11 protein-coding genes and 1 tRNA gene are annotated in these 16,381 nt (G+C 62.1%); all 12 read right to left on the reverse strand.

Annotation, left to right across the window (positions count from 1 at the left end; genetic code table 11):
- Positions 1–122: 122 nt before the first annotated feature.
- A complete protein-coding gene (gene fusA / locus ABQZ09_RS19730; RefSeq protein ID WP_039565346.1) occupies positions 123–2,240 on the reverse strand; it encodes an elongation factor G in 2,118 nt (705 codons plus the stop codon).
- A 137-nt stretch (positions 2,241–2,377) separates the two neighbouring features.
- A complete protein-coding gene (rpsG, locus tag ABQZ09_RS19735; protein WP_011260032.1) occupies positions 2,378–2,845 on the reverse strand; it encodes a 30S ribosomal protein S7 in 468 nt (155 codons plus the stop codon).
- 12 nt (positions 2,846–2,857) lie between these two features.
- The gene (gene rpsL / locus ABQZ09_RS19740; RefSeq protein WP_003469157.1) at positions 2,858–3,232 is read right to left on the reverse strand and encodes a 30S ribosomal protein S12; all 375 of its coding nucleotides are present in this window, start codon (positions 3,230–3,232) and stop codon (positions 2,858–2,860) included.
- 220 nt (positions 3,233–3,452) lie between these two features.
- The gene (gene rpoC / locus ABQZ09_RS19745) at positions 3,453–7,670 is read right to left on the reverse strand and encodes a DNA-directed RNA polymerase subunit beta' (RefSeq protein ID WP_047695307.1); all 4,218 of its coding nucleotides are present in this window, start codon (positions 7,668–7,670) and stop codon (positions 3,453–3,455) included.
- Between the two features lie 154 nt (positions 7,671–7,824).
- A complete protein-coding gene (rpoB, locus tag ABQZ09_RS19750) occupies positions 7,825–11,976 on the reverse strand; it encodes a DNA-directed RNA polymerase subunit beta (RefSeq protein ID WP_039414346.1) in 4,152 nt (1,383 codons plus the stop codon).
- A 298-nt stretch (positions 11,977–12,274) separates the two neighbouring features.
- Positions 12,275–12,640 (reverse strand): 50S ribosomal protein L7/L12, encoded by a 366-nt coding sequence (gene rplL / locus ABQZ09_RS19755; RefSeq protein ID WP_039414348.1) that lies wholly within the window; start codon positions 12,638–12,640, stop codon positions 12,275–12,277.
- 54 nt (positions 12,641–12,694) lie between these two features.
- Positions 12,695–13,228, reverse strand: a complete 534-nt coding sequence (gene rplJ / locus ABQZ09_RS19760; RefSeq protein ID WP_029219217.1) for a 50S ribosomal protein L10 — start codon at positions 13,226–13,228, stop codon at positions 12,695–12,697.
- 547 nt (positions 13,229–13,775) lie between these two features.
- Entirely contained in the window at positions 13,776–14,474 is a 699-nt protein-coding gene (rplA, locus tag ABQZ09_RS19765; RefSeq protein WP_228314451.1) for a 50S ribosomal protein L1, read from the reverse strand.
- 3 nt (positions 14,475–14,477) lie between these two features.
- Positions 14,478–14,906 (reverse strand): 50S ribosomal protein L11, encoded by a 429-nt coding sequence (gene rplK, locus ABQZ09_RS19770; RefSeq protein ID WP_039415357.1) that lies wholly within the window; start codon positions 14,904–14,906, stop codon positions 14,478–14,480.
- A 198-nt stretch (positions 14,907–15,104) separates the two neighbouring features.
- Positions 15,105–15,662, reverse strand: coding sequence for a transcription termination/antitermination protein NusG (gene nusG, locus ABQZ09_RS19775; RefSeq protein ID WP_029219215.1), 558 nt, complete (start codon positions 15,660–15,662; stop codon positions 15,105–15,107).
- Positions 15,663–15,675: 13 nt separating this feature from the next.
- Positions 15,676–16,086, reverse strand: a complete 411-nt coding sequence (secE, locus tag ABQZ09_RS19780) for a preprotein translocase subunit SecE (RefSeq protein WP_039415354.1) — start codon at positions 16,084–16,086, stop codon at positions 15,676–15,678.
- 49 nt (positions 16,087–16,135) lie between these two features.
- Positions 16,136–16,211 (reverse strand) — tRNA-Trp (locus ABQZ09_RS19785).
- Positions 16,212–16,381: the final 170 nt, after the last annotated feature.

Below are 16,381 nucleotides of genomic sequence, written 5' to 3' on the forward strand. Positions count from 1 at the left end.
TCTTGCCATGGTCGACGTGACCGATGGTGCCGACGTTCACGTGCGGCTTGGTGCGCTCGAATTTAGCTTTTGCCATGACTTGCTACCTCTAATTGAAAAATTTTTGAAGCGGCTGAGCGAACTCAGCCCTTCTTGGTGACGGCGTCGGCGATGTTGGCCGGTGCCTCTTCGTAGTGGTCGAATTCCATCGAGAACGTCGCACGCCCCTGGCTCATGGAGCGCAGCGAGGTCGCGTAGCCGAACATTTCACCCAGCGGAATCATCGCGTTGATGATCTTGCCCGACGGGCTGTCGTCCTGACCCTGCAACACGCCACGACGGCGGCTCACGTCGCCCATCACGTCACCCAGGTAATCCTCCGGGCTGACGATCTCGACCTTCATGATCGGCTCCAGCAACACCGGGCTGGCTTTCGCAAAGCCCTGCTTGAACGCCATCGACGCGGCCAGCTTGAACGCCATTTCCGAGGAGTCGACGTCGTGGTACGAGCCGAACACCAGCTTGACCTTCACGCCCACCACCGGGAAGCCGGCGATCGGGCCGCTGGTGATCGTTTCGCGCAGACCCTTTTCGACCGAGGGAATGAATTCCTTCGGAATGATGCCGCCGGTGATGTCGTTGATGAAGAGGAAATCGTCCTTGACGTTGTCGCTCTTGCGATCTTCCTCGGTCATCGGCGACAGCTCGATCACCACGTGACCGTACTGACCCTTACCACCGGACTGCTTGGCGTGCTTGTAGTCGGACTTGACGTCGGACTTGCGGATCGTCTCGCGGTAGGCCACCTGCGGCTTGCCGACGTTGGCCTCGACATTGAACTCGCGACGCATACGGTCGACGATGATGTCCAGGTGCAACTCGCCCATGCCCGAGATGATGGTCTGGCCGGATTCTTCGTCGGTCTTGACGCGGAACGAGGGATCTTCCTGCGCCAGACGGCCCAGGGCCATACCCATCTTTTCCTGGTCCGACTTGGTCTTCGGCTCGACCGCCATCGAAATCACCGGCTCCGGGAACACCATGCGCTCCAGGGTGATGATCTTGTCCTGCGCACACAGGGTGTCACCGGTGGTGACGTCCTTCAGACCCACGGCAGCGGCGATGTCGCCAGCGCGCACTTCTTTGATCTCTTCGCGATTGTTGGAGTGCATCTGCAGGATGCGGCCCACACGCTCCTTCTTCGACTTGACCGGGTTATAGACCTGGTCGCCGGAATTCAGCGTGCCCGAGTAGACGCGGAAGAACGTGAGCGAGCCCACGAACGGGTCGGTCATGATCTTGAACGCCAACGCCGAGAACGGCGCGGTATCGCTCGCCGCGCGCGTGTCTTCCTTCTCGTCCTCGTCGATGCCCTGCACTGGCGGACGGTCGGCCGGCGACGGCAGCAGGTGCACGACGCCGTCGAGCATCGCCTGCACGCCCTTGTTCTTGAACGCCGAACCGCAGAACACCGGCACGATCTCGACCTTCAGGGTGCGCTCGCGCAGACCCTGCAGGATCTCTTCTTCGGTCAGATCGCCTTCGTTGAGGTACTTGTCCATCAGATCTTCGCTGGCTTCTGCAGCCGCCTCGATCATGAACGAACGCGCCTCGGTCGCCACATCGACCAGATCGGCCGGGATGTCGCGGTATTCGAAGGTGGTGCCCTGCGATGCGGAATCCCAGTGGATCGCCTTCATCTTGAGCAGGTCGACCACGCCTTCAAAGCCGTCTTCGGCGCCGATCGGCACCTGCATCGGCACAGCGTATGCACCCAGACGGGCCTTCAGCTGCTCCACGACCTTGTCGAAGTTGGCACCGGTACGGTCCATCTTGTTGACGAAGGCCATGCGCGGCACGGAATACTTATTGGCCTGACGCCACACGGTCTCGGACTGCGGCTGCACGCCACCGACCGCACACAGCACGAACACCGCACCGTCAAGCACGCGCAAGGAGCGCTCCACTTCGATGGTGAAGTCGACGTGCCCGGGGGTGTCGATGATGTTGAAGCGATGCTGCTGCATGGACTTGTCCATGCCCGACCAGAACGCAGTGGTTGCTGCGGAGGTGATGGTGATACCACGCTCCTGCTCCTGCTCCATCCAGTCCATCACTGCCGCGCCGTCATGGACTTCGCCGATCTTGTGACTCACACCGGTGTAGAACAGGATGCGTTCGGAGGTGGTGGTTTTGCCGGCATCGATGTGGGCCATGATGCCGAAGTTGCGGTAACGCTCGATAGGGGTGGTGCGGGCCACGGGGAGCCTCTCAATTTCTTGGATTTCGGATGGCCGAACGCCGCCTTTCGGCGGCCTTCGGATTGGTAGCGACGCCAGAGGCGTCGCAAACAGCACTCATATGGTGCTGAAGGGCCCCGTTACCAAGGCCCCCGAGGTCACCAGCGGTAGTGTGCGAACGCCTTGTTCGCTTCCGCCATACGGTGGGTCTCTTCGCGCTTCTTGATCGCGCCGCCACGGCTTTCCGCAGCGTCCAACAGTTCGGCAGCCAGCTTGCGCGGCATGGTGTTCTCACCACGCTTGCGCGCGGAGTCGATCAACCAGCGCATTGCCAGCGCCATGCGACGGGAGGAGCGCACTTCGACGGGCACCTGATAGGTAGCACCACCGACGCGACGCGATTTGACTTCGACAGCCGGGGCCACATTGTCCAGTGCTTTCTGCACCAGCTCGATGGCATTCGGATTCTTTTCGCCAATGACGTCCATTGCGCCATAGACAATTTTCTCAGCAACCGACTTCTTGCCACTTTGCATCACCATGTTGATGAAGCGGGCAATGGTTTCGCTGCCATGCTTGGGATCAGGCAGGACGGTGCGCTGCGGAGTAGAACCTTTACGGGACATTAGAGTATTTCCTTAGCTCTTCGGGCGCTTGGCGCCGTACTTGGAACGACCTTGACGGCGCTTTGCGACGCCGGCGGCGTCCAGCGAACCACGGACGGTGTGATAACGCACACCGGGAAGATCCTTGACGCGACCACCGCGAATCAGGACCACGGAGTGCTCCTGCAGGTTGTGGCCTTCACCACCGATGTAGCTGATGACCTCTTCCTGGTTCGTCAGACGCACTTTGGCGACCTTACGCAGGGCCGAGTTCGGCTTTTTCGGGGTAGTGGTGTAGACGCGTGTGCAGACGCCGCGGCGCTGCGGACACTTGTCCAGTGCCGGAGAGGCACTCTTGTAGGTGGTCGCTTGCCGGGGCTTGCGGACCAGCTGATTGATCGTTGCCATCAGTCGATTCTTCTGATTGGAGGCCGAAACGGCCTTGCATGAAAACGAAGGCAGGCCGTGAAACGGCCCACCGAGACAGAGAAGTATAGCTGGCAGGGCAAAACTCCGTCAACTTCACGGAAAGCTAACCCTGCTGGTCCTTCCAGGACCGGAAAACGGAGGGCCTCCTGCCCTCCTTTTCGCTTGGCTTACGGCGGCCTTGCGACCGCCGTCGGAGCGCTTACTCCTCGTCCGCGCCAGCGTCGGCCACGGCTGCGACCGGTTCGGCCACTGCGGGCTTGCCCGACAGCGTTTCCATTTCAGAGTCGGTCAGACCCGACGCCTTGCGACGGCTGGCGTGATACGCCAGGCCGGTACCGGCCGGAATCAGGCGACCCACGATCACGTTTTCCTTCAGACCGCGCAGGTTGTCGCGGGTACCGCGAACGGCCGCCTCGGTCAACACGCGGGTGGTCTCCTGGAACGACGCCGCCGAGATGAACGACTCGGTGGCCAGCGAGGCCTTGGTGATACCCAGCAACACCGGATCGTACTTGGCCGGCAACTCGTTGCGCGTGGTCAGACGTGCATTTTCCTCGATGACGCGCTGGCGCTCGACCTGCTCGCCGTTGAGGAACTTGCTGTTGCCCTGGTCGACGATCTCGACCTTGCGCAACATCTGGCGGGTGATCACTTCGATGTGCTTGTCGTTGATCTTCACGCCCTGCAGGCGATACACGTCCTGGATTTCCTTGACCAGGTACGCGGCCAGCGGCTCAACGCCCAGCAGACGCAGGATGTCCTGCGGGCTCGGCTCGCCGTCCACCACGGTTTCGCCCTTGGTCACGTGCTCGCCTTCGAACACGATGATCTGGCGGTACTTCGGGATCAGCTCTTCGTGTTCCGAACCATCGGTGTCCTTGATGATCAGGCGCTGCTTGCCCTTGGTGTCCTTACCGAAGCTGATGATGCCCGAACGCTCGGCCAGGATCGCCGGATCCTTCGGCTTGCGTGCCTCGAACAAGTCGGCAACGCGCGGCAGACCACCGGTGATATCGCGGGTCTTGGACGCTTCCTGCGGAATCTTTGCCACCACGTCGCCCACGCCGACGGCAGCGCCGTCCTGCAGGTTGACGATGGAGCGCGGCGGCAGCAGGTACTGGGCCGGCAGGTCCGTGTTCGGGATGGTCAGGTCGTTGCCCTTGCCGTCGACGATGCGCACGATCGGGCGCAGTTCCTTGGCCTGTGCACCGCGACGCTTCGGGTCAGTGATTTCACGCGAAGCCAGACCGGTCAGCTCGTCGGTCTTCTCGATGACGGTGACGCCGTCGACGAAGTCGATGAAGCGGATGAAACCGGCCACTTCCGACACGATCGGGTGGTTATGCGGATCCCAGTTGGCCACGCCCTGCCCGGCCTTGACTGCATCACCGTCCTTGGCAGTGATGGTGGCGCCGTACGGCAGCTTGTAACGCTCGCGCTCGCGACCGTGGCCGTCGAGCACCGACAGCTCGCCCGAACGCGACACCGCGACCAGCGAACCATTGGCATGCTCGACCGACTTCAAGTTGTTGAACTTGATCGAACCGGTGGTCTTGACCGTGATGTTGTCCACGGCCGCCGCACGCGACGCCGCACCACCGATGTGGAACGTACGCATGGTCAGCTGGGTACCCGGCTCACCGATCGACTGGGCGGCGATGACGCCGACCGCTTCACCGATGTTGACCTGGTGACCGCGTGCGAGATCGCGACCGTAGCAACGTGCGCACACGCCGAACGAGGATTCGCAGCTGATGGTCGAACGCACCTTCACCGACTGCACGCTGGCGTCTTCGAGCTTGGCGACCCAGGCTTCGTCGAGCAGCGTGTTGCGGGTGACGATCGGTTCTTCATCGTTGCCCGGCAGGTACACGTCCTCGGCCACCACACGACCCAGCACGCGCTCCTTCAACGGCTCCACCACGTCGCCGCCTTCCACGATGGGCGTCATGATCAGCCCTTCGGTGGTGCCGCAATCGACTTCGGTGATCACCACGTCCTGCGCCACGTCGACCAGACGACGGGTCAGGTAACCCGAGTTCGCGGTCTTGAGCGCGGTATCGGCCAGACCCTTACGCGCGCCGTGGGTGGAGTTGAAGTACTCCTGCACGTTCAGGCCTTCGCGGAAGTTCGCCTTGATGGGCGTCTCGATGATCGAGCCGTCCGGACGCGCCATCAGGCCGCGCATACCGGCCAGCTGACGGATCTGCGCCTGGCTACCACGGGCACCGGAGTCGGCCATGATGTACAGCGAGTTCATCGACTTCTGGTCGATAGTCTCACCCTTGGCGTTTTCGACCTTTTCGGTACCGATGGTGTCCATCATCGCCTTGGCGATGCGCTCGCTGGTACGCGACCAGATGTCCACGACCTTGTTGTAGCGCTCGCCGGCGGTGACCAGACCCGACTGGTACTGCTCCTGGATTTCCAGCACTTCGGCTTCTGCCTCGGTGAGGATGCCCTTCTTTTCGTCCGGGATCAGCATGTCGTCGATGCCGATCGACACGCCTGCACGGGTGGCGTAGGCATAGCCGGTGTACATCAGCTTGTCGGCGAACACGACGGTGTCCTTCAAGCCCAGCAGACGGTAGCTGGAGTTGATCAGACGCGAGATGTTCTTCTTGGTCATCTCGGTGTTGGCCAGCTGGAACGGCAGGCCTTCGGGCAGGATTTCGCTCAGCAGCGCACGACCGACCGTGGTATCCACGATCGAGGTGCCGCTGGTGCGCTTGCCGTCCACCGCGTCCACGTCCACCTGGGTGATGCGGACCTTGACCTTGGCGTGCAGTTCCACCACGCGGTTGTCGTAGGCGCGCTTCACTTCGCTGGTGTTCGCAAACACCATGCCCTCGCCTTTCTTGTTCTCGAGGGCACGGCTCATGTAGTACAGACCCAACACCACGTCCTGCGACGGCACGATGATCGGCTCGCCGTTGGCCGGCGACAGGATGTTGTTGGTGGACATCATCAGCGCACGCGCTTCCAGCTGGGCTTCCAGCGAGAGCGGCACGTGGACGGCCATCTGGTCACCGTCGAAGTCGGCGTTGAACGCAGTACACACCAGCGGATGCAGCTGGATGGCCTTGCCTTCGATCAACACCGGCTCGAACGCCTGGATGCCCAGACGGTGCAGGGTCGGCGCACGATTCAACAGCACCGGATGCTCGCGGATGACCTCTTCCAGGATGTCCCAGACTTCGGCTTCTTCGCGCTCGACCAGCTTCTTGGCGGCCTTGATGGTGGTAGCCAGACCGCGACGCTGCAGCTTGGCAAACACGAACGGCTTGAACAGCTCCAGCGCCATCTTCTTCGGCAGGCCGCACTGGTGCAGCTTGAGGTACGGACCGACCGTGATGACCGAACGGCCGGAGTAGTCCACGCGCTTGCCGAGCAGGTTCTGACGGAACCGGCCCTGCTTGCCCTTGATCATGTCGGCCAGCGACTTCAGCGGACGCTTGTTGGTGCCGGTGATGGCACGGCCGCGACGGCCGTTGTCCAGCAGCGCATCGACCGATTCCTGCAGCATGCGCTTTTCGTTGCGCACGATGATGTCGGGCGCATTGAGCTCGAGCAGGCGACGCAGACGGTTGTTGCGGTTGATCACGCGGCGGTACAGATCGTTCAGATCCGAGGTCGCGAAGCGGCCACCATCCAGCGGCACCAGCGGACGCAGGTCCGGCGGCAGCACCGGCAGCACGGTCATGACCATCCACTCCGGACGGTTACCCGATTCCAGGAAGGCTTCGATCAGCTTGATGCGCTTGGTGAGACGCTTGAGCTTGGTTTCCGAACCGGTGCTGGCGATCTCTTCGCGCAGGCGGGTCATTTCCGACTGCAGGTCGATCGTGCGCAGCAGCTCGTACACGGCCTCGGCGCCCATGGCGGCGTCGAAGTCGTCGTTGTACTCCTGGCGTGCGGTCAGGTACTGCTCTTCGGTCAGCAGCTGGCGGCGCTCGAGCGGGGTCAGGCCCGGCTCGGTGACGACATAGGCTTCGAAGTACAGCACGCGCTCGATGTCACGCAGGGTCATGTCCAGCATCAGGCCGATGCGCGAGGGCAGCGACTTGAGGAACCAGATGTGCGCGACCGGCGAGGCCAGGTCGATGTGGCCCATGCGCTCGCGACGCACCTTGGCCAGGGTGACTTCGGTGCCACACTTTTCGCAGACCACGCCGCGATGCTTCATGCGCTTGTACTTGCCGCACAGGCACTCATAGTCCTTGATCGGTCCGAAGATGGCGGCGCAGAACAGGCCGTCACGCTCGGGCTTGAAGGTCCGGTAGTTGATGGTTTCGGGCTTCTTCACTTCGCCGTAGGACCACGAACGGATCAGGTCCGGCGACGCCAGCGCGATCTTGATCGCGTCGAAATCCAGCGTCTGGCGCTGCTGATTGAAGAGGTTGAGCAGGTCTTTCATTTGATATCTCCGGGTCGGAGGAATTTCGTATCTGAGATGGGCGGGAAACGCGTGATCTCGGGACCTGGACCCGGGACCCGGGACCCGGAAAAACGAGAAGCGCGAAGCCCCTGCTTTTCCGTGTCCCCGGTCCCGGGTCCCGAGTCCCGGTTCATCACTCTTCCAGTTCCATGTTGATCGCCAGCGAGCGGATTTCCTTCACCAACACGTTGAAGGATTCCGGCATGCCCGCGACCATCTCGTGCTCACCATCGACGATGTTCTTGTACATCTGGTTGCGGCCCTGCACGTCGTCGGACTTCACCGTCAGCATTTCCTGCAGGGTGTAGGCCGCGCCGTAGGCTTCCAGCGCCCAGACTTCCATTTCGCCGAAGCGCTGACCACCGAACTGCGCCTTGCCGCCCAGCGGCTGCTGGGTCACGAGCGAGTACGGGCCGGTCGAACGGGCATGCATCTTGTCGTCGACCAAGTGGTTCAACTTCAGGTAGTGCATGTAGCCAACCGTGGTCTTGCGATCGAACGCCTCGCCGGTGCGACCGTCGTACAGCTGGGTCTGACCGCTCTGCGGCAGGTCGGCCAGTTCCAGCATGCGCTTGATCTCGGCTTCGCTGGCGCCATCGAACACCGGGGTAGCCATCGGCACGCCGTCGATCAGGTTCTTGCCCAGGTTGAGCAATTCCTCATCGCTGAACTGCGACAGGTCCACGCGCTCGGCACTGATCGCGCCGTCGTGGTTGTAGATGTCGTTGAGGAACTTGCGCAGCTCGCTCACCGCCGCCTGTGCTTCGAGCATGCGCTGGATCTTGCGACCCAGGCCCTTGGCCGCCCAGCCCAGATGCACTTCCAGAATCTGGCCGATGTTCATACGCGACGGCACGCCGAGCGGGTTGAGCACGATGTCCACCGGCTCGCCGGTCGCCATGTACGGCATGTCTTCCACCGGCACGACATTGGAAACCACACCCTTGTTGCCGTGGCGGCCCGCCATCTTGTCGCCCGGCTGGATGCGGCGCTTCACGGCCAGGAACACCTTGACCATCTTCAGCACGCCCGGTGCGAGGTCATCGCCCTGGGTGATCTTGCCGCGCTTGTCGGCAAAGCGTGCTTCGAATTCCTTCTCGTGCGCCTGGATCTGCTTCTGTGCGCGTTCGATGGCGTCGGCAGCGTCTTCGTCCTTCATGCGCAGCTGGAACCAATCGGACTTCTTCAGCCCGTCCAGATATGCGTCGGTGACGTTGTCGCCCTTCTTCAGGTTCGTGCCGCCGTTGGCGACCTTACCCACGATCTGCGAGCGCAGACGTGCGTAGATGGCCGCTTCCAGGATGCGGAACTGGTCGTCGAAGTCCTTCTTGACGCGCTTGATTTCGGACTCTTCGATCTGACGCGCACGCTTGTCCTTCTCGATCCCGTCGCGGGTGAAGACCTGCACGTCGATGACGGTGCCGTCCATGCCCGGAGGCACGCGCAGCGAGCTGTCCTTCACGTCGGACGCCTTCTCGCCGAAGATCGCACGCAGCAGCTTTTCTTCCGGGGTCAGCTGGCTTTCGCCCTTCGGCGTGACCTTGCCGACCATGATGTCGCCGGCGCGCACTTCTGCACCGATATACACCACGCCGCTCTCGTCCAGACGGTTCAACGCCTGCTCGGACACGTTCGGGATGTCGGCGGAAATTTCCTCCGGCCCCAGCTTGGTGTCGCGTGCAACGCAGGTCAGTTCTTCGATGTGAATCGTGGTGTAACGATCTTCTTCCACCACGCGCTCGGAGAGCAGGATGGAGTCTTCGAAGTTGTAGCCGTTCCACGGCATGAAGGCGATCAGCATGTTCTGACCCAGCGCCAGTTCACCGATGTCGGTGGACGGGCCGTCGGCCAGCACGTCGCCGCGCGCGATCACGTCGCCCACGTTCACCAGCGGACGCTGGTTGATGCAGGTGTTCTGGTTGGAGCGGGTGTACTTGATCAGGTTGTAGATATCCACGCCGGCATCGGTGCCGCCGCCGATTTCTGCCTCGTTGACCTTGACCACGATGCGGGCCGCGTCGATCTGCTCGATCACGCCACCACGCAACGCATTCACGGTCACGCCCGAGTCGCGCGCAACTGCACGCTCGATACCTGTACCAACCAGCGGCTTCTGCGAACGCAGCGTCGGCACGGCCTGGCGCTGCATGTTGGCGCCCATCAGTGCGCGGTTGGCGTCGTCGTGTTCCAGGAACGGCACCAGCGCCGCAGCGACCGACACGGTCTGCATCGGCGAGACGTCCATGAAGTGCACTTCGGACGGCGGCTTCAACAGCGATTCGCCCTGGAACCGGCACGGCACGAACTGCTCGGTGAGCATGTTCTTGGCATCGGTCAGCGCGTTCGCCTGGGCGATCACGTACTCGTTTTCTTCGATTGCCGACAGGTACTCGACATCGTCGGAGACCTTGCCGTCCAGCACCTTACGGTACGGCGTCTCGAGGAAGCCGTACTGGTTGGTGCGGGCGAACACGGCCAGCGAGTTGATCAGGCCGATGTTCGGGCCTTCCGGCGTTTCGATGGTGCAGACGCGGCCGTAGTGGGTCGGATGCACGTCGCGCACTTCGAAGCCTGCGCGTTCACGGGTCAGACCGCCCGGGCCCAGTGCGGAGACGCGGCGCTTGTGCGTCACTTCCGACAGCGGGTTGTTCTGGTCCATGAACTGTGACAGCTGCGAGGAACCGAAGAATTCCTTGATCGCGGCAGCCACCGGCTTGGCGTTGATCAGTTCCTGCGGGGTCAGGCCTTCGGACTCGGCCATCGACAACCGCTCCTTGACCGCGCGCTCGACGCGGACCAGGCCCACGCGGAACACGTTCTCGGCCATTTCGCCGACCGAACGCACGCGACGGTTACCCAGGTGATCGATGTCATCGACCACGCCGCGACCGTTGCGGATTTCGGTGAGCACCTTGATCACTTCCAGGATGTCGGAAGTATCGGTGTGCTCGGCGACCAGGCGCTTGGATTCTTCGTCATTGCGCTCGGCGAAGTACTTCTTGTCGTACAGCACCGATTCGCCCAGCACGTCCTTGCGGCCGACGCGGCGGTTGAACTTCATGCGGCCGACCGTCGACAGGTCGTAGCGCTCGAAGGTGAAGAACAGGTTGTGGAACAGGTTCTGCGCAGCTTCCTTGGTCGGCGGCTCGCCCGGACGCATCATGCGGTAGATTTCCACCAGCGCTTCCAGCTGCGTCTTGGTCGGGTCGATGCGCAAGGTGTTGGACAGGTACGGGCCACGATCCAGATCGTTCACCCACAGGGTGCCGACCGCGTCGACGCCGGCCTTGCGGAACGCGGCCAGCTGGTCTTCGCTGATTTCGTCATTGGCGTTGGCCAGCAGCTCACCGGTGGAACCATCGACCACGTCGTGCGACAGGATGCGGCCGACCAGGTAGTCGTCCGGCACGGCCAGCGCGGCAACGCCGGCAGCTTCCAGCTGCTTGACGTGACGCGCAGTGATGCGCTTACCCGCTTCCACGATGACCTTGTCGCCATCGGCCAGATCGAAGTTCAGCGTTTCACCACGCAGGCGCTCCGGCACCAGCTCCAGCTGCACGCCTTCGTCCGGATTGATGTGGAACGTGTTGATCTCGAAGAACTCGGCCAGCATCTCTTCGTTGCTGTAGCCAAGCGCACGCAGCAGGATCGACACCGGCAGCTTGCGGCGACGGTCGATACGGGTGAACAGCGCATCCTTCGGGTCGAACTCGAAGTCCAACCAGGAGCCGCGGTACGGAATGATGCGGGCGCTGTACAGCAGCTTGCCCGAGCTGTGGGTCTTGCCACGGTCGTGGTCGAAGAACACGCCCGGCGAGCGGTGCAGCTGCGAGACGATCACGCGCTCGGTGCCATTGACGATGAAGGTACCGTTGCCGGTCATCAGCGGAATTTCGCCGAGGTAGACCTCCTGCTCCTTCACGTACTTGATGGCCTTGGTCGACGACTCGCGGTCGTAGATCACCAGGCGCACGGTCACGCGCAGCGGCGCGCCATAGCTCATGCCACGCTGACGGCATTCACGCTCGTCAAACACCGGCTGACCCAACTTGTAGCCCACGTACTCGAGCGCAGCGTTACCGCTGTAGCTGGAGATCGGGAACACCGACTTCAGAGCGGCATGCAGACCGAGGTCCTTGCGCTTGGTCGGCTCCACGTCTTCCTGCAGGAATTCGCGATAGGAATCCACCTGGATGGCAAGCAGGAACGGCACTTCGAGAATCGAGCGCTGCTTGCCGAAGTCCTTGCGGATACGCTTTTTTTCGGTGAACGAATAAGACGTCATGAGGTCTTCACCCTAGGCTGCGGGGGCCACGTCGCGGCGGCCCTGAAATAACAAAATTGTCAGTTGGAAGTCGCTGGTATTGCCGGCACCAGCACGCCTTCTCCCGCTACTTCCAACTACCAACTCGGTAAGGCCGGGAATCGGGAATGGGGATTCGGGAATCGTAAGAGCGCACACCTTGCAGTTGCGACTTTCCGACCCTCACTCCGACTCACTTCCGAAACGGCCAAAGGCCGGGGGCTTTACGCCCCCAGCCTTCAGTGCATCACCATGAAACGCTGGCGATGCAAGGTGTTGCTTACTTGATTTCGACCGTCGCGCCAGCTTCGGTCAGTTCCTTCTTGATCTTCTCGGCTTCGTCCTTGGTGGCGCCTTCCTTCAGCGTGCCACCGGCTTCGGTCAGATCCTTGGCTTCCTTCAGACCCAGGCCGGTCACGCCACGGACAGCCTTAATCGCGGCAACCTTGTTGGTGCCGGCGCTGGTCAGCACCACGGTGAACTCGGTCTGCTCTTCGACCACGGCGGCCGGGCCAGCAGCAGCGGCTGCGACCGGGGCGGCGGCGGAGACGCCGAACTTCTCTTCGATGGCCTTGACCAGCTCCATCACTTCCATCAGGGACTTCTCGGCGATGGCGTCGACGATCTGTTCGTTGGTAAGGGACATTGTGATTACCTTTAAGAGTTGATTCTGGATTGGGTTCTAGCAAACGCTAGGACATCAAGCTTCGGCAGTCTCGGCAGCCGGCGCGGCGGCTTCGTCGCCACCACCCTGCTTGTCGCCGACGGCCTTGACGGCACGGGCGAACATCGCAGCCGGTTCGGACAGCACGCGAGCCAGCATGGCCAGGGCCTGGTCACGGGTCGGCAGCGAGGCCAACACATCGACGTGGCTAGCCGGGAACAGTTCCCCGCCAATTGCCACAACCTTGGCCTGCAGCTTCTCGTTGCTCTTGGCGAATTCCTTGATCAGGCGTCCGGCAGCGCCGGGTTCCTCCATCGAAAACGCATACACCAAAGGACCAACCAGCTTGTCGGACGCGACAGCAAATTCGGTACCTTCGACGGCACGCACGGCCAGGGTGTTCTTGACAACTTTCAAGAACACACCGGTCTCGCGGGCCTGCTTGCGCATCGCGGTCATCTGGGAGACCGTGGTGCCAGCGTATTCGGCGGCGATCAGGGAGTGGGCCTTGGCGGCGATGTCTGCCAGCTCGGCGACTACGTCTTGCTTCTGGGACAGATTGAGAGCCATTGCACTCCTCCGTTAAAGCCGGGATTCGGGATTGGTGATTCGGGATTCGTCACAGCGATCACGCCGCCGTTGCCAATCCCAAGTGCCGAATCGCTAATCCCCGCTTCAAACTACTCCGCTCGCGGCTCCTGCCGGTTGCGGTCCAGGGCAGCCTCCATCCTGGAAGCCGGGAACATCGACCGATGTTCCGTTGGTGGCCGTTCTAGACCTGGAGTGGACTCGATCCGGGATGTCCCAGACGCGCGTAAACCAGAAAGCTCCAGAAGGGCGACACCATCTACGCCGGCCAGTTCGAAAACGAACCGATTAAGCGACCCCGCTACGTCGACGGCGACTCCCTGCCAGTGCGAGCATCCGTGCCCGTCGTCGACCTGCGCTGACCGCGCCTGCGGTCTTTGACGGCTACCGCCGGACACGCCGGCGATCGCCTTCAAAATGTCCGTTACCCCAAAGGAGGGAACGGACTCCCAGCACACGGTCACCCGGGCCGGAAAAACAATGCTCTACTCCACAAACACGTCAGGCGCATGACGCCTGACGCATTCGATTACTTCAGCGACAGGCTCGACTGGTCGACCGTCACGCCCGGACCCATGGTCGAGCTGACCGACACCTTCTGCAGGTAGGTCCCCTTGGAGGTCGCCGGCTTGGCCTTCAGCAGATCGGCCAGCAGGGCCTGCAGGTTCGACTTCAGCGCTTCGTCATCGAAGCTGGCCTTGCCGATCGTGCAGTGGATGATGCCGGCCTTGTCGGTGCGGTAGCGCACCTGGCCCGACTTGGCGTTCTTGACCGCTTCGCCCGGGTTCGCCGACACAGTGCCGACCTTCGGGTTCGGCATCAGGCCGCGCGGGCCCAGCAGGGTGCCCAGCTTACCGACGACGCGCATGGCGTCCGGGGTGGCAATGACCACGTCGTAGCTCAGGTCGCCGGCCTGCATCTTCTCGGCCAGGTCGTCCATGCCCACTGCCTCGGCACCAGCAGCCAGGGCTTCGTCAGCCTTGGCACCGGCCGGTGCGAACACGGCAACGCGCACGCTCTTGCCGGTACCTGCCGGCAGCACGGTGGAACCGCGCACCTGCTGGTCGGACTTCTTGGCGTCCACGCCCAGGCGGACGGCAACGTCGATGGACTCGACGAACTTGGCCTTGGTGGTGGTCTTCAGGATCTTGATTGCGTCTTCGAAGGCATAGGTCTTGCCCGGAACGACAGCGGCCGCAATGGCCTTAACGCGCTTGGTCTGTGCCATGTCTTAACCCTCCACCGTCAAACCCATGCTGCGGGCAGTACCCGCAATCGTGCGAACCGACGCTTCGAGCTCGGCTGCCGTCAGATCGGCTTCCTTGGTCTTGGCGATCTCTTCCAGCTGCTTGCGCGTGACCTTGCCCACCTTGTCGGTGTTGGGACGCTTCGAGCCGGACGTGACGCCTGCAGCCTTCTTGAGCAGCACGCTGGCCGGGGTGCTCTTGGTGATGAAGGTGAAGGTGCGGTCCGAATACGCGGTGATGATCACCGGCGTCGGCAGGCCCGGTTCCAGCTTGGAAGTCGCTGCATTGAACGCCTTGCAGAACTCCATGATGTTCAGACCGCGCTGACCCAGTGCAGGGCCGACCGGCGGTGCAGGATTGGCCTGACCGGCCTTCACCTGCAGCTTGATGTACGCAACTATCTTCTTAGCCATTTCGATGCTCTCCGGGTGCCAGCGCCTGCACGGCAGGCTCCCCATCGGACCGGGAGAATCACGCGTCCCGGCTTCGCGTTGTCATTACACGCAGATGGCCGCCTTGCGGCAGCCAATATTTCCCGGCGGTCGCCAGGTCAGCGAGCCGCGCACTATAACAGCATCTGAGTCAGGCGCCTAGCCGGCACCCGCCGAGGGTCAACCCTTCTCGACCTGCCCGAACTCGAGCTCGACCGGTGTGGAGCGACCAAAGATGAGCACGGCAACGCGCAGCCTGCTCTTCTCGTAATTGACTTCCTCGACGACGCCATTGAAGTCGTTGAACGGACCGTCGGTGACGCGCACCATCTGCCCCGGTTCGAACAGCACCTTCGGGCGGGGCTTTTCAACACCGTCCTGCACACGCTGCAGAATGGCATCTGCCTCTTCGTCGCGGATCGGTAAAGGACGGTCCGCCGTACCACCGATGAAGCCCATCACCTTCGAAGTCTCCTTCACCAGGTGCCAGCTTTCGTTGTCGATGCGCGGAATACCGGCCTCTTCATGTGTCTCGATCTGCACCAGCACGTAGCCGGGGAAGAACTTGCGCTCGGAGCGACGCTTCTGGCCGGCGCGCATCTCGATGACTTCTTCGGTCGGCACCAGCACCTCACCGAAACGGTCTTCCATCTCGGTGCGGACGATGCGGTCGCGCAATGCCTGCGCGACGGATTTTTCAAAGCCTGAATAGGCGTGAACGACGTACCAACGCTTCACTGCTTGATTCTCCTCAACGAGCCAGGAACCACTGCGTGAGCTTCTGGATGACGAAGTCGAAGCCGCCCAACAGCAAACTCAGAATGATCACAACAACAATCACGACCCAGGTGGTGCGAATGGCTTCCTGGCGCGTCGGCCAGACCACCTTACGCAGCTCAAACCTGGATTCGGACATGAATTCACGGGTTTCACGGCCCTTGCCGGTCCCCAGAAACACAAACGCACCCGCCACCAACCCGACGATGACTGCCAGCGCGCGCAACTGCGGCGTCCAGGCGCCCAACTGGGTCGCGCGCTCGGGAGCGGAAAACCAGAACCACACAAACAGCCCCGCAACCACCAGGATCGCAGAGATCACATATTTCACGATATCAGCGCTGGCAGCAGACGCGCTTTTGGAAGGCTCGATTTTGCTATTCATCCGGCTCTAGTTACCGATCTGACCCGAATCGCTGGGCCGGAAAGAGGAGTGGCACGCCAGGAGGGACTCGAACCCCCAACCTGCGGTTTTGGAGACCGCTGCTCTGCCAATTGAGCTACTGGCGTATGTACTCGTTTACCGCAAACCCCAAGACAACGAAGGCGGACCGAGGTTCAGCCGGCCCGCCATTCGCGCAAATCGGCGACCGAAGTCGCCGAACTGCAGGCACTGCTTACTTGATGACCTTGGCAACCACGCCGGCGCCGACGGTGCGGCCACCTTCACGGATTGCGAA

The sequence above is a fragment of the Xanthomonas sp. WHRI 6106 genome, from assembly GCF_040202405.1.
GTDB lineage: Bacteria > Pseudomonadota > Gammaproteobacteria > Xanthomonadales > Xanthomonadaceae > Xanthomonas > Xanthomonas cannabis.